Raw genomic sequence first — 14,787 nt, forward strand, 5'->3', positions numbered from 1 at the left:
CCCCAGAGTGAACCACCCCATGGAGACCGTCGATGTCGCCGTCGTCGGTCTCGGCGCCCTCGGAAGTGCTGCCGCCTACCACCTGGCCCGTCGGGGCGCACGGGTCGTGGCGTTCGAGCAGTTCGACCTCGGCCACGTCCGCGGCGCCTCGCACGACACCTCCCGGATCATCCGGACCTCCTACGGGGTCGAGCGCTACGTGCGCCTTGCCACCGCCGCGTACCGGGACTGGGCGGACTTCGAGCAGGCCGCCGGGGAGCACCTCGTCGACGTCACCGGCGGCGTGGTCTTCATCCCGGTCGACGGCCCCTACTCGGCGGGCAACTTCGCCAGGAGCCTCGAGGCCGTCGGCCTGCCCCACGAGCTGCTGAGCCCTGCCCAGGTGCACGACCGCTGGCCGCAGTTCCGCATCCCGGAGAACGTCGAGACCGTGTACACCCCGGACTCCGGCATCGTCAACGCCTCCCGCACCGTGGCCGCCCTGCAGATGCAGGCCCGCGCCCACGGCGCCACCCTGCGGCCGAGGACGCCGGTCGAGGCGCTCGAGCCCGACGGGTCGGGCGTCGTGCTGCGCACACCGGCGGGCCCGGTGCGCGCCGGGAAGGTCGTGCTCGCCTGCGACGCCTGGACCAACACGCTGCTGGCCCCGCTCGGCTCCGAGATCCCGCTCGAGACGATGCAGGAGCAGGTGACCTACTTCAAGCCGGCCGACCCCGAGACCTTCGACCGCAGCCGCTTCCCGGTGTGGATCTGGGAGGACACCCACTGCTACTACGGGTTCCCGACCTACGGCGAGCCGACGGTCAAGGCGGCGCGCGACGTGTCGAACAACCTGATGACTCCGCAGGAGCGGACCTTCGAGCCGTCCGCCGCCCTCGTCGAGGAGCTGTCGGACTTCATGCGGGCGACCATCCCCGACAGCGGGCAGGTCCTGCGCACCGTGACCTGCCAGTACGCCCTGACCCCGAACCGGGAGTTCGTCCTCGGCCCGCTGGCCGAGCACCCGGACATCCTCGTGTCACTCGGCGCGGGGCACGCCTTCAAGTTCGCCCCGACCATCGGGCGCGTCCTCGCCGAGCTCTCGCTCGACGGCGAGACCGCCGAGGACATCTCCTCGTTCGTCGTGCCGCCAGCCACCCCCGTCCCCCACTGACCCCCTCGTGCCCCCGCTCCCGCCGGGCGCTCGAGCGCCCGGCGGGACGGGCTCACCCGTCGACGAACAGCGGGCTGGCCCAGGCCAGGTGCCCGTCGCTCTGGTGGACCTTGACCAGGTAGGCGTTGCGACCCGGGCCGAACGGAAGGTCCTCGAAGACGACGTCCACCTCGCGCGACGGCTCCTCCTCGGGAAGCCAGCGCAGCGTCACCGCACGGTCCACGCCGCCCTCGACCGGGATCTCCAGCCCGTCCTCCCCGACCCGGGCGAGGTCCACCGACAGGTCGACCCCGCCGGCGGCGAGGTGCAGCGTCGAGGGCGTCGTGCCGAGCTCGAGCACCACCCCGTCGCTGTCACCGTTGGTGCTGCTCGTCCACGACACCGACCTCGGCCCCTCGAGCACCACCGCGTGGTCGGGATGGTCGAAGGCCCAGGAACGGGCCGCGCGGATCTCGCCGTCGTCGACGTGCAGCCCGCCGCTCCAGTCCTGGACGCGGCGTCGGTCGCGGGCGCGCGCGCCACGCCAGCCGACCCGCAGCCGGCCCCGCCCGGCCGGCGGGGGCGGGGTCCAGCGGCGCACGACACCCGTGGCGTCCAGCACCTCGACCGCCTCGACGCCGGCCGTCCCGGCGGCGCGCACCCGCACCGTCGGCGCCTGCACCGCGGACCAGTGGTCACCCATGCGGTGCCCGTCCGCGCGCACGTCGAGCAGGATGCGCTCGCCGGTCGTGGCGTAGGTGTGCCGGGCCCGCATGGCCCGCTGGATGCCCCGCCGGCTGAGGTCGTCGGTGCAGACGGCGGCCAGACCGTTGCGGACGCCGAAGACCGGCAGGGTGGGGTAGCTGCTGCCCGGCCGGCCCGAGTGGTCGTCGGAGGCACCGACGACACCGACGACGTGCCCGAGCCGGAGGGCGTCGAGCACGAGCCACTCGAACCACCCGTGGACCGAGACGATCTCGAGGACCGGCGCGTGCGCGGGCTCGAGCAGCCCGAGGTTGACCCGCCGGCCGCCGACGTGGGGCACGCAGACCGCCTCGAGCCCCCGCTCCTCGATCGCCCGGTAGAGGTCGGTGGCGGTCCGGGCGTCGGTGTCCAGGTCGCCGAGGTCCTCGACGAGGGCATGGCTCGACCGCAGCAGGGGCGCCTGGGCGCTGTCGGCGTAGAGCACGTTGTGGTCGCCCCCGACGGCGGTGTTGCCCGACCACTCGAAACCCCCGAACGCCACGAACCGCCCGTCCTCGGTGAACGCGTCGCACATGGCCAGCGAGCGCTCGTACGCGGCGTTGTCCACCTGGAAGTCGTTGGCGGAGTGGGTGACGAAGTCGAGCAGGGCGACGTCGCGCCCGTACCGGAAGAAGCTCTCCAGCGTCCCGGCACCGACGGTCTCCCCCGTCTGCCCCTGGGTGTCGCCCCACAGCGGGTCGCCGACGTCCGGGTCGAGCGGGTTGGACACGGCGCTGCGGCCGCCGTCGTCGGCGACGTGCACCCGCAGTGGGCCCGCTCCGGCCGCGGGACCTCGGTGGTCCGGCACCTCCAGGGTGAGCAGGCCCTCGTCGGCCGCGGTCATCGGGCGCTCGGTGCTCGTGCCGTCGGTCCAGGTGAGCGTCACCGTTCCGCGGTAGCCGGTCGCGAGGTTGCCGTAGCGGTCCACCGCCCGCACCGAGACCACCGCGGGGCGGGGCCCGCGAGCCGGTCGCAGGGTGGCGACCAGGGCATGGGCCTCCCCCGCGGTCACGTCGAGGCCGGTGCTGCCGGGGACGTCGTAGAAGACCCCGGTCGCGAAGGGGTCGACCTGGACCCGGACGCGACAGTCGGGCTCGACATAGCTCTGCAGCCGGGCACCGGGCCCGCCGCCGTCGCGGTCCCCGAGGACGAGCTCGACGGTGTCCCCGGGCGCCAACGAGCCGTCGGTGACGTCGATGACGAGGCCCTTGGACCACGGCCGGACGGAGGCTCGCTGCTGCCAGCGGGCGACGAGCACCGCCTCGCCGTCCGTGCGGACCGACGCGTAGTTCGCGCCGGCCGGGTCGCTGAGCTGCGGGACGCCGTGGTCGGACACGACCGGCCAGAGCACCTTGAGGGCGCCGGCGTCGTCGACCCCGTACGGGCCCACGACGTACCGCAGGGTCCACGAGCCCCACGACCCGGCCGGCGCCGGGTCGCTCGGGCTGAGGCTCACCTGCCCGACGAGTCCGGCGGGCCACCGCTGCGGCCCCTCCGGCTCCGGGTCACCGGTGGCGGTCGTCTCCTCGCCCTCTCGCGCCATGAGCAGCAGGGTCCTTTCCAGGTGTCGCGGAGCGCGCACCACGGGGGACCCCTGATGCGCGGTCTGCATGTGTCGGCATCCCGGTCGCAACGAACGGGACCCTCATCCAACGCGTGTGCGAGAGTGGCTGTCGAGCACCATTTCTTCATTCCCGGCATGCGTCCGGCGCATGCCAGTCGCCCGAGGAGGCTCCGTGGAGAGGCGCCAGCTCGAGTACTTCGTCGCCGTGGTGGAGCACCGCGGGTTCAGCCGGGCCGCGACCTCGCTGCACGTCTCGCAGTCGACGCTCTCGCGGGCCATCCAGACCCTCGAGCGCGAGCTCGGCACCCTGCTGTTCCGGCGCACCCGCGACGGGGTCGCCGTCACCCCCGCCGCCGAGCGGCTGGTGCGTCAGGCCCGGGCCGTGCTGCGCGAGATCGACACCCTCGCCGCGGTCGCCCGCTCCTCGGAGGCCGACATCGCCGGTGCCGTCACCGTGGCCGTCACCCCCGGGCCCTCGGGCGAGCCGATGGCGCGCATCGTCGCCGCGCTGCAGGCCCGCCACCCGGCCATCACGACCGTGGCCCGGCTCGTGCACAACCCGCGGGAGGCCTTCGCCTCGCTGGACTCCGGGACCGCCGAGGTGGCCGTCATGGGTGCGCCCCAGCGGCCGTCGCACAGCGGGACCTCCGCGCGGCAGGTGGAGCGCGACGAGCTCGTGGTCGCCCTGCCGCCGGGCTCCTCGCTCGCCGGGCTCGACGCCATCCGGCCCGAGCACCTCGTCGGCATGCCGTTCGTCGTGGCGCCCTACGGCAGCACCCTCCAGCAGCTCATCGACGACCTCGACGCCCAGACCGGGGGCCTGCGCGTCGTCGCCCGGGCGAGCCACCGGCACGCCGTGCTGCCCCTCGTCGCACGGGGCGTCGGCGCCGCGATCCTCTCGCTCTCGGCCCGGACCTCGGCCTCGTCGGCCGGGGTCACCCTGCGCAGCCTCGACCCGCCGGTGCTCGTGCCGACGTGGGTCTGCCACCAGGGCGGGCTCTCGCCCGCGGCCCAGGCGTTCGTCGAGGTCGCCGTCAACCGCCGGAACGAGGCCGACTGACCGGTCCCGCCCGCATCTGCTCGGATCATGCATGTGTTGCATGAGAGGGATGAGGAAAAGGTGCTCGACAGCCCGGGCCGGCGACGCCTTGGATGGGCGCAGTGCGGCAGGCGACCCCTCTGCATATTACATGCATATTACGCATTGCCGTTCCGGACCGGTACCGGACGCCGGGCACGCCGGCCACGGGCCGGGACCGACAGAGAGGATCTCAACGTGAAGGACAGCACACGACGCCGGGGGCCGCTCGCCGCGGCCGTCGGTGTCTGCCTCCTCCTCGGAGCGCTCGCCGGCTGCGCCGGTGAGACGAGCACGGACAGCGAGTCCGGCGGGACCATCCGCGGGGCGCTGATCACCGACCCGACCACCTTCGACCCCGCGCTGGTCAAGGCGATGGACGACTACCGCGCCGCCCGGCTGGGCTTCGACACCGTCCTGCGCCGCGACGACGGGTCGACCCTCGTCGGCGACCTGGCCGAGTCCTACACCCAGAACGACTCCGGGGTGACTCTGCAGATCCGCGACGGTCTCACCTGCGGCGACGGCAGCGAGCTCACCCCGAGCGACATCGCCGCCTCACTGCAGCGGCTCGCCGACCCCGACACCGCCTCCAAGGCGGCGCAGCTGATCTTCGGCGGCTCCGCGGTGACGGTGACGGCCGACGACGACGCCCGCACGGTGACCGTCACGACGGCCAAGCCGTACTCCGAGCTCGCCGTCGGGCTGACCCACCCGGCCGCCGGCATCGTCTGCCCGGCCGGGCTCGAGGACCTCGACGGTCTCGCGGCCGGCACGGTCAAGGGCGCCTTCAGCGGGCCCTACGTGCTCAGCTCGTCGACGACGGGGGTCGGCTACGAGTTCGACCTGCGCAGCGACTACTCCTCGTGGCCCGAGTACGCGGAGCCCCTCGAGGGCACGCCTGCGCAGACCCTGAAGTTCACCGTCGGTGCCACGGACTCCGCGGCCAACCAGCTGCTCACCGGCTCCCTGGACGAGAGCGCCGTCGCCTACCAGGACCTCTCCCGCTTCCCGGAGGACTCCTTCACCAAGACCGAGGCGGTCATCGGGGACATGTTCGTCATCTTCAACGAGACCGCCGGCCGGCCCTTCGCCGACGCCGCGGCCCGCAAGGCCGCAGCGCAGGCGATCGACCGCTCGGCGCTCATCGACGCCATCAACCCCGGCGCCACCCCCGACCTCGGCCCGGGCGACCCCGGCCTGGAGTGCGTCAACACCGACGCCTCGCTGCTGACCGAACCGGACGCGGACGCCGCGGCGAAGGTCCTCTCGGGCCTGAAGATCCAGGTCGTCGGCTCGACGGCTCCGGCCTTCGGGACCAACGGGGCCGCGACGACGTACATCGCCGAGGAGCTGCGAGCCGCCGGCGCGACGGTCAAGCTGACCAACAGCGACAACGCGACGTGGATCGGCACGCTCATCACCGACGACGGCTGGGACATCTCGGTCCTCGCGACGATCAACACCGGCGGCACGCTCGTCACCGGTCTGAGCGACGTGGTCGGCGCCGGTCTCGAGGACGGCGGGCGCAACTTCACCCGCTCCGACAACCCCACGGCGACGGCCGCCTTCGAGCGCGGCATCGCGGCGACCACCACGAGCGAGAAGTGTGCGGGGTTCCAGGAGGCACAGGCGGCCGCTCTCGAGGCGGTCGACTTCATCCCGCTCGCGACCAACCCCCAGACGATCGTGACGACCAAGGGTGTCACCGTCCGGGCACCGGGTGGCCGCGAGGACCTCTCGACGCTGCGCACGGTGGGCTGACCCCCGTCCCGGTGCGGCCGCTCGAGCACCCCCTCGCGCGGCCGCACCGGGACGTGGTCGGCCCAGGCACGCCCTACCCGGAACGGTTGGTATGAAGCTGCAGATCTCCTCGCCCTGGCCGCGCTTCCTCCTCGTCAAGGCGCTCGAATGGACGAGCGCCGTCGTGGCGCTCGTCGTCCTGACCTTCGCGGTCGTCCAGCTCGTGCCCGGCGACCCCGCCCGGGTCATCGCCGGCCAGGACGCCTCCCCCGCGGTCGTCGAGGCGACCCGGGCCCAGCTCGGCCTCGACCGGCCGATGCTCGAGCAGTTCCGGGACTACGTCCTCGGCGTCCTGCGCGGCGACCTCGGTGAGTCCTTCCGGACCGGCGACGCCGTCTCGCACGTCATCGCCGTCCGGCTGCCCTACACCGCCACGATCGCCCTCGCCGCGATGGCCCTGACCCTCGTCATCTCCCTCACCCTGGGGTTCACCGTGGCCGGGCTGACCCGGGGCAACCGCAACCGCTGGCTGGACTCGGCGTTCAGCTGGGCGACGGCGGGCCTGCAGGCCCTGCCCCACTACGTCGTCGGCACGCTGCTCGTCGTGCTGTTCGCCGTGACGCTCGGCCTCCTGCCGGCCGCGGGAACCACCGGCCCGCGGTCCTACATCCTGCCGTCGGTGGCGCTCTCGCTCGGACCGATCTGCGCAGTCAGCCGCGTCGTGCGCCGCGAGGCCTCCGCGGTGCTCGAGCAGGACTACATGCGCACCGCGCGCGGCTGGCGGATCGGTGTGGTCAAGCAGTACGCGAAGTACGCGATGCCGAACCTGCTGGCCTCCACCCTCACCCTCTCGGGGCTCATCCTCGCGGGCATGCTCGGGGGCGCCATCATCGTCGAGCGGGTCTTCGCCTGGCCGGGGCTCGGCAACGCCGTCATCGAGGCGATCCTCAACCGCGACTACGCCGTCACCCGGGGGGTCATCCTCACCATCGGGGTCATGGCCGTGAGCGTCCACACCCTCATCGACATCGGGCTGGCGCTCATCGACTCGCGCACCCTCGACGCGGAGGGAGCCTCGGCATGAGCTCACTCGCCCTCCCGGTGGAGGCCTCCGACGGTCCGCGTCGTCGCCGGCTCCACCCCATCCTCGTCACCGGCATCCTCCTCATGGCGCTGCTCACCGCGCTGGCGGTGCTCGCGCCCCCGCTGTTCGGGCACGCGGCGACGACCCTGACCTCCGACAGCCGCCTCGCGCCCTCGGCGCAGCACCTCCTCGGCACCGACGAGTTCGGGCGCGACCTGTTCGCCCGCGCGCTCGTCGCGACCCGGCTGACCCTCGTGCTCACCGCCACGGCCACGGCGCTCTCGGTCGTCATCGGCGTCTCGGTCGGCACGACGATCTGGATGGCTCCCGAGCGGGTGCGCCGTGCGGTGCTCGGGGTGAACGCCGTCGCCGTCGCCTTCCCGTCCCTGGTGCTCGCCCTGGTCATCGCCGCGGTGCTGGGCGCCGGGGCGTGGCCGGCGACCCTCGCCATCGGCATCGCGGGCTGCCCGGCCTTCGTCCGGCTCAGCGCGAACATGGCGGCGCCCATCGTCACGCGCGACTACGTCAGCACGGCGCGGCGCCTCGGCGTCCCCGGCCCCCTCGTCATCCTCCGGCACGTGCTGCCGAACATGGCCGAGCCGATGCTCGTCCTCGTCGCGAGCTGCTTCGCCGTGACGATGATGGAGCTCTCCGGGCTGTCGTTCGTCGGCCTCGGTGTCCAGGAGCCGGACTTCGACTTCGGCAAGCTGCTCAGCGACGGCCTGGTCTCCATCTACACCCAGCCCAGCCAGGTCGTCGGCCCGAGCGTCATGCTCGTGCTCACCGGGCTCGCGGCGATGCTCATCGGCGACGGCCTCGCCGCCAGCAGCAACCCGCGCACCCGCAGCCGCACCCGCAGCAGCGGGCCCACCGGCCGGCTGCGCCCGAGCGGCCGCCCGGCGGTGCCGCCGGCGGACCCCGAGGCGACGGTGAGCGTGCGCGGGCTGCGGGTCCACAGCGCCGCCGGTGTGGAGCTGGTCAAGGGCGTCTCGTTCGACGTCGCCCCGGGCGAGGTGCTCGGCATCGTCGGCGAGTCCGGCTCGGGCAAGTCGCTCACCGCGATGTCCCTCGCCGGCCTCGTGCCCGAGAGCACCGACGCCACCGCCGACGCGCTGTGGGTGGCCGGGCACGACCTGCTCGCCCCCGTTCCCCCCGCAGCGCTCGCCCGCGACGTCGCGCTCGTCTACCAGGACCCGGTGTCCAGCTTCAACCCGGCCCTGCGCCTGGGCACCCAGCTCACCGAGGTCGCTCGCACCCACCTCGGGATGAGCCGGGGCGCCGCGCGGCGCGCGCTCGTGGACCGGCTGCGCCGGCTGAAGATCACCGAGCCGGAGCGGCGCACCCACCAGCATCCCCACGAGCTGTCCGGGGGCATGCTGCAGCGCGCCATGATCGCCTCCTCGCTGCTCACCGAGGCCCGGCTGCTCATCGCTGACGAGGCGACCTCGGCGCTCGACGTCACCGTCCAGGTCGAGGTGCTGCGCAGGGTCGTCGCCGTCAGCCGCTCGGTCGGGGCCTCGGTGCTCTTCATCTCGCACGACCTCGGCGTGGTGCGCGCGATGTGCGACCGGGTCCTCGTCCTCTACCGGGGGGAGGCGGTCGAGGAGCTGAGCGCCGACGCCCTCGAGCAGGGACGGGTCTCCCACCGCTACACCCGCAGGCTGCTCGAGGCGGCCGAGTACGTGGAGGCGATCCGATGAGCGCGCGAGCACTGGTCGAGGTGGAGGACCTCGAGGTGGTCCTCGGCACGGGCACGCACCGGACCCATGCCCTGCGCGGGGTCTCGCTCACCGTGCAGGAGGGCACCTCGGTCGGGCTGGTCGGCGAGTCCGGCTCGGGGAAGTCCACCCTGGCCAAGGCACTGTGCGGGGAGGTCCCGGTCGCCGGGGGCACGATCTGGGTCGGGGGCGGCGAGCCCGTCGCCGGGCCTCACCGGCACACCCGGCCCCAGCCGACGATGCTCCAGATGATCCCCCAGGACCCCTACTCCTCCCTCGACCCGCGGCACACCGCGGGGCAGGCGATCGCCGAGGCCCTCGACCCCCGGCGCCCCCGCGTCCGGCGCCACCGCGACACCATCGTCGAGTGGCTCGAGCGGGTGGGGCTGCCGGCGGGCTCCATCGAGAAGTACCCCCACGAGTTCTCGGGCGGTCAGCGTCAGCGCATCGCCATCGCCCGGGCCCTGTGCGTCCGGCCCCGGGTCATCGTCGCCGACGAGATCACCTCTGCGCTCGACGTGTCGGTCCAGGCGGAGATCCTCGAGCTGCTCGCCGAGCTGCGGGTGGACCTCGGACTGACGATGCTGTTCATCTCCCACAACCTCGCGGTCGTCAAGCACGTCTGCGACCGCGTGGCCGTGATCTACCACGGCAGCCTCGTCGAGACCGGTGACGTCGAGGACGTCTTCACCCGGCCCCGCGAGCAGTACACGCAGCGGCTGCTCGACTCGGTGCCCGGAGCCCCGGGCTTCACCCTCGAGGGCGACTAGCCGCAGGCCCGCCCGGCCGGCGTCGGCCGACCCGACGCCGGCCGGGCCGTGCTCGAGCGCGCCGCCCTCCGCGGGCGCCCGTCCCACCACCACGAGAGAAGGATCGATGACCACCACCGTGTACGTCCTCGGCAGCGGGACCCCCGAGCCCACCCCCGAACGGTTCGGCAGCGCCTTCGCCGTCGACGTGGACGGCGAGGTGCTCATGGTCGACTGCGGCCCGGCGGCGACCTGGAAGCTCGTCAAGGCGGGGCTGGCCCCCACCCAGGTCGGCACCCTGTTCTTCACGCATCACCACTTCGACCACGACGTCGACTACCCCTGCTTCCTGCTCACGAGGTGGGACCAGGGCGCCGGGCTGGTCGAGCCACTGCACGCCATCGGCCCGGCGCCGACGAGCCTCCTCACCGAGCGGCTCGTCGGCCCCGACGGCGCCTTCTTCGCCGACATCCACGCGCGGGTCAACTGGTCGGGCAGCCAGGGCATCTGGGCCCACCGCGGCGGGACGCTGCCGCGGACACCCCCGCGGGTGCGGACCACCGACATCGAGGCCGGGCACGAGCACCGGGGGGACTCGTGGTCGATGCGCTCGGCGCTGGCCATCCACGCCCAGCCCTGGCTGGACTCGCTGTCCTACCGGCTCGAGACCTCCGACGGAAGCATCGTGTTCACCGGGGACACCGAGCCGTGCGACAGCGTGCGCGAGCTGGCCAGGGGTGCGGACATCATGTTCTCGATGTGCTGGAACACCAATGCCGCGCACACCCGCTACCGCGAGGGTCTGTGCACGCTCGAGGGCGCGGTCTCGATGGCGTCCGACGCCGGCGTCGGCACGCTCGTGCTGGTGCACACCGGGGCCAACGTCTCGAACCCGCAGACCGTCGACGCGGCCCTGCTCGGCATGGGCGACACCTACGGCGGGCGCGTCGTGCTCGCCGACGAGCTGATGCACCTGACCCTCTCCCGGGGGCAGCTCTCCGTGGGACCCACCGCCGGCCTGCTGCGCCCCTGACCCGGCCCGCGGTCATGGGTGCGCCGGCTCTGGCTCCCCGTGGCCGTCGGGTGCGCCGGGCTCGTCGCCCTCGTGCTCTTTGTGGTGGTGCTCCTCCCGGGGCCGGGGCGAGCGCCGACCGAGCCGCAGCAGCTCGCCCAGCTGGCCGCCGACCTGCTCCAGGGGCTCGGTCGACCGGTGCAGACGGGCCAGGAGGAGCGCGCCCTCGACGGCGGCGATGCACAGCTGGGCCCGGGCCCGGGCCTCGCCGTGGTCGAGGCCGTCCTCCTCGAGCAGGTCGGTGAGGACGACCTGCCAGCCGTCCACGATCTCGCTCGCCGTCTGCCGCAGCCCGGGGTTGTCGTGGGCCTCCATCGCGACGGCCGCAGCCGGGCAGCCCGAGCGGTAGTCGGTGGCTCGCAGACCCGAGGCGAAGTACGAGCACATCGCGCGCACGAGGTCGGCTGCCGAGGCGCCCCCGTCGCGGATGCGGGCCAGGGCGCCTGAGACCTCGGCGCCGGCCGCAGCCAGAGCGTCGGCCATCAGCTCGGCCTTGCCGCCGGGGAAGTGGTGCCCGATGGAGCCACGGGGAGCCCCCGAGTGCTCGATGACGCGGGCGAAGGACGCCCCGCGCACGCCGTCCTGCCGCAGCAGGGCGGCAGCACTGTGCACCATCGCGGCGCGCGGCTCGCTCACCGTCATCGCTCGCTCCGCTCGACCGCCGCGGGTGCCGTGGGCGAGGTGGCGCCCTCCCGCCCCTGCCCGGCCCACGGACCGACCCAGCTGGGTAGCTCACGGTCCTCGGGGAACTCCCCGACCAGCTGCTCGAGCTCCGCTTGGGACACCGAGCCCCCACCTCGCTCGAGGAAGCGGGCGCGGATCATCGCCTCGGCACAGACGGTGTCACCGACCGGGAAGACCTGCTCGAGGTACGTCGAGTGCCCGTCCGTGCCGAGCACCCGGGTGTGCACCTCGAACCGCTGGCGCCACCGCAGCGACCTGCGGTAGCGGATGGACTGGGAGGCGACGACCGGGTACCAGCCACGCCGGCGCATCTGCTCCCAGAAGCCCGAGCGGACCATGAGGTCGACCCGGCCGAGGTCGGCGATCGTCAGGTAGGTGCCGTTGTTCATGTGGCGCTGCAGGTCCAGGTCGCTCAGCCGGACGCGGAACGGCGTGACCGCCGTGTCCCACAACGTCAGCCCGGCGCCTCGCCGGGCGGCGAGCAGCACCCGCAGCAGCCGCAGGTACATCTTCACGGTCAGGCCACCCCCAACGGCTCGCGCTGCAGCACGAGCTTGGTCGTGCAGTGGGCATAGGCGGTGGCCGCGTCGTCGAAGTCGGCCACCTCGGTCGTGACGCGTTCCGCGGCGAACCCGGACGTGCCGACCCACTCGAGCAGCTCCGGCAGAACTCCACGCGGGTGCGAGACACCGAGCCGCAGGGTGATGTCGGTGGCGTACATGTGGAACAGGGGGATGCCGGTGTTCCTGCCGACGTAGTAGCCCACCGCGGTGCACGTGCCCCCGGGCGCCGTCGACCTGATCGCCGCCCTGACCCCGGACGTGCTGCTGGAGGCCTCGACGACGACGTCGTACTCCCCGAGCCCCGCCGCGGACCGGCGGTCGCGTTCGAGAGGGGCTGCGCCGAGGGCCTGCGCGATCTGCAGGCGCCCTGCGCTCCAGTCGGCGTAGTCCACCTGTGCTGCGCCCAGCGCGGCCGCGATCCCGGCCGCGTACAGGCCGATCGACTTCCCGCCGCCACCGAGGACGAGCACACGCGAGTGCGGGCGCTCGGCCAGCAGCGGAGCCACTGCGCGCCATCCGTCGCTCAGGTTGTCCGACGCCGCCGCCACGCGGACCGGATCCACACCCGGCGGCACGGGCACGAGCATGGCCTCCGCGAAGGGGACTGCGAGCAGGTCGCTGACCATGCCCCCGAACGGCCCGCTCGAGGGGCCGAAGCCGTACGCCGCGAGCGTCCGGACACCCTCGGGTGTCGTCCGCGCCGTCACGCACTTGCTCGTCAGGCCCCGCACACAGCTCGCGCACTCACCGCACGAGACCGCCCACGGGACCACGACCCGGTCGCCCACCCTGACCTGTCTCACCTCGGTGCCCACCTCCACCACCTCGGCGATGCACTCGTGCCCGATGGCGAACGGGCCGGCGAAGGGAACCGGGCCACAGATGTGGCCCACCGCCGGGTCGAGCAGGCCCGCTTGCATCACGCGCGAGACCCGCCGGTGGATGGGCAGCGTGTCGCCGTCGCAGCGGCTCACGACGAACGGCCGCACCACCGCGCCTCGCGGCGAGCCCACCCCCGGCTCTGGCCGCTCCACCCACCGCAGGTCCCCGGCACCGAACAGGTTCAGCTCTCGCATCCGCTCTCCACCATCGCTCGACTATGATGCCCGTCATAGTAGCCGGTACGGGCGCGGTGCCGACTCGACGGTCGGGCTCGGTCGCCACGGCCCCGGGCCGGCCCACGGGGCGCGGGTGGCGCAGGACTGGTCCGGCCCGACCTGGCGACGGGGCAGGACGCTTCTGCTGGCCGGACCAGGAGGTCTCGCGGTGACGTACGGCGCCCTTCGACGCGGTAGGAGCCACGCCCACGACAGTGCTCGCGGGTGAGCGCGCCCCGCGACCCTCCACCGACGACGGCGAGCCAGCACCCTGCACTCGGAGACACTCTCGCGCCTGTTCAGCTGCTGCACTCCGCCCACCAAGCCATACGACCACGTGGCGCGGGGCCGGCGTCAGCAGCCACGGCAGGGAAGGCGGCCGAGCCGTGATCATGGACGCAAAGCCGGCCGAGGCCACAACGTTTTGCCCATCTTGTCCGACAGTTCGATGGGCCTCGTGAAGGCCGTGGCGGATCCTGGGTGGGCGAACTGTCCGTCCTTGCCCGGAACCGGGTGTTGTCCAACATGTTGGGCGTCCTGGCAAGGGCGCGTCCCGGCAGAGGGACCCGTCAACGCTTGCACTTGCACTCTGCTTGACCTCAGTCGGGGAACGCCACCACCTTGAGCCCAGCGACCTTGGCCATGAACTGCATGTGCCCGTCACCGGTAGCGATGTAGACCTCCTTGCGGGAGACCGTCTTGAGGGCCATCGCCCGCTCGATGATCTCGCTGTCGGCATCTTCGAGGTGCTTGTGGCCCACAGGGTCGAGGAGAAGTTCGACGGACGTGCGGTTGCTCAAGACCTTCACGACGTCCACATAGGGGAACATCTCGCGCAGCCGCTTGGAGGTCTGGCGAGCCCTTGACCGAACGGGCTGGTCGTTGGAGTCGCTCACCTTCTTGCCAGCCTGCGCCCTCTTGCCTTTGTCGATCTCACGCACGACAGCCATCGGCAGCATGACTCGCAGGTTCGCGCTGACTCCGGCCAGTTCATCCCAGTCGAGCTCATCGAAGTACGCCTCCTGATGCAAAAAGACGTTAGTGTCCGGAACGACGAGATAATCCGGTAACTGGTCGCAGCAAGCTTGCATGCTTTCCAAACCATCAAGGACTGATCTGAACACCTTGGAACGGTCGGCCTTCTCAGCCGACACGGCGGTGTTGATAAGAAGCTGCGCGTCCGCCTGAGATATATCCAGCAGAAAGTCGTGACGCTGAGTGTTGATGAGCGTCTCGACATCGACCAGGTCGAATGCGGAGCGGAGCACCTCCGACGCTTGTGAAGCCCACGCCTGGTAGCTGGCCAGCCGGTCTGCGGCGCTGGTCCCCGACAGGTTGTCGAGGGCTTGCGCTTGGCTGCGCAAGACCCTGATGGCGTTCCGCAGGTCGGAGTCGGAAGCCGGCGTGACGCTACTGAAGAGCATGGGCTCAGTCCTAGTTGTTTGTTGTCTGGAGAACCCGTGCGCGGCCCGCGCAGGGGGTGCGCTGGCGATCTACGCTGCCTTACCTGCGAGAGTTGGACGCGGGGTCGGCACGCCGCCTTGGCTAGTTGGTACCGC

Annotated in this window: 12 protein-coding genes; 7 read left to right on the forward strand and 5 right to left on the reverse strand. The window is 72.6% G+C overall.

Going from position 1 to position 14,787, the window contains the following annotated elements:
• Positions 1–7 precede the first annotated feature (7 nt).
• Positions 8–1,153, forward strand: coding sequence for an N-methyl-L-tryptophan oxidase (gene solA, locus G8D98_RS10385; protein ID WP_166102641.1), 1,146 nt, complete (start codon positions 8–10; stop codon positions 1,151–1,153).
• 52 nt (positions 1,154–1,205) lie between these two features.
• Here the strand turns inward: solA and G8D98_RS10390 are convergent, their stop codons facing one another.
• Positions 1,206–3,419 carry a hypothetical protein gene (locus G8D98_RS10390; protein ID WP_166102643.1) on the reverse strand — a complete coding sequence of 738 codons (2,214 nt, stop codon included), beginning with the start codon at positions 3,417–3,419 and terminating at the stop codon, positions 1,206–1,208.
• A 193-nt stretch (positions 3,420–3,612) separates the two neighbouring features.
• Between G8D98_RS10390 and G8D98_RS15610 the strand changes: the two genes are divergently transcribed.
• From G8D98_RS15610 to G8D98_RS10420, 6 genes are all read left to right on the forward strand, one after another.
• Positions 3,613–4,500, forward strand: coding sequence for a LysR family transcriptional regulator (locus tag G8D98_RS15610; protein WP_166102646.1), 888 nt, complete (start codon positions 3,613–3,615; stop codon positions 4,498–4,500).
• 216 nt (positions 4,501–4,716) lie between these two features.
• Positions 4,717–6,282: an ABC transporter substrate-binding protein gene (locus tag G8D98_RS10400; RefSeq protein WP_166102649.1), complete on the forward strand. Its 1,566-nt coding sequence runs from the start codon at positions 4,717–4,719 to the stop codon at positions 6,280–6,282.
• 91 nt (positions 6,283–6,373) lie between these two features.
• On the forward strand, positions 6,374–7,345 hold the full coding sequence (locus G8D98_RS10405; RefSeq protein ID WP_166102652.1) for an ABC transporter permease: 972 nt from the start codon (positions 6,374–6,376) through the stop codon (positions 7,343–7,345).
• Entirely contained in the window at positions 7,342–9,045 is a 1,704-nt protein-coding gene (locus tag G8D98_RS10410) for a dipeptide/oligopeptide/nickel ABC transporter permease/ATP-binding protein (protein WP_166102654.1), read from the forward strand. Before G8D98_RS10405 ends, G8D98_RS10410 begins: the two co-directional genes overlap by 4 nt.
• Complete coding sequence (locus G8D98_RS10415) at positions 9,042–9,833, forward strand: ABC transporter ATP-binding protein (RefSeq protein ID WP_166102657.1); 792 nt, start codon at positions 9,042–9,044, stop codon at positions 9,831–9,833. Before G8D98_RS10410 ends, G8D98_RS10415 begins: the two co-directional genes overlap by 4 nt.
• Before the next feature lie 106 nt (positions 9,834–9,939).
• On the forward strand, positions 9,940–10,845 hold the full coding sequence (locus G8D98_RS10420) for an MBL fold metallo-hydrolase (protein WP_166102658.1): 906 nt from the start codon (positions 9,940–9,942) through the stop codon (positions 10,843–10,845).
• A 12-nt stretch (positions 10,846–10,857) separates the two neighbouring features.
• Here G8D98_RS10420 and G8D98_RS10425 read toward each other — a convergent pair whose 3' ends face one another.
• The 4 genes from G8D98_RS10425 to G8D98_RS10440 form a co-directional block, all read right to left on the reverse strand.
• The gene (locus tag G8D98_RS10425; protein ID WP_166102661.1) at positions 10,858–11,526 is read right to left on the reverse strand and encodes an LmrA/YxaF family transcription factor; all 669 of its coding nucleotides are present in this window, start codon (positions 11,524–11,526) and stop codon (positions 10,858–10,860) included.
• The gene (locus G8D98_RS10430; protein WP_229661942.1) at positions 11,523–12,077 is read right to left on the reverse strand and encodes an acyl-CoA thioesterase; all 555 of its coding nucleotides are present in this window, start codon (positions 12,075–12,077) and stop codon (positions 11,523–11,525) included. Before G8D98_RS10430 ends, G8D98_RS10425 begins: the two co-directional genes overlap by 4 nt.
• Before the next feature lie 8 nt (positions 12,078–12,085).
• Entirely contained in the window at positions 12,086–13,207 is a 1,122-nt protein-coding gene (locus G8D98_RS10435; RefSeq protein WP_166102667.1) for an alcohol dehydrogenase catalytic domain-containing protein, read from the reverse strand.
• Positions 13,208–13,827: 620 nt separating this feature from the next.
• Positions 13,828–14,652 carry a PIN domain-containing protein gene (locus G8D98_RS10440; protein ID WP_166102670.1) on the reverse strand — a complete coding sequence of 275 codons (825 nt, stop codon included), beginning with the start codon at positions 14,650–14,652 and terminating at the stop codon, positions 13,828–13,830.
• Positions 14,653–14,787 lie beyond the last annotated feature (135 nt).

This window comes from Phycicoccus endophyticus, from assembly GCF_011326735.1.
GTDB lineage: Bacteria > Actinomycetota > Actinomycetes > Actinomycetales > Dermatophilaceae > Phycicoccus > Phycicoccus endophyticus.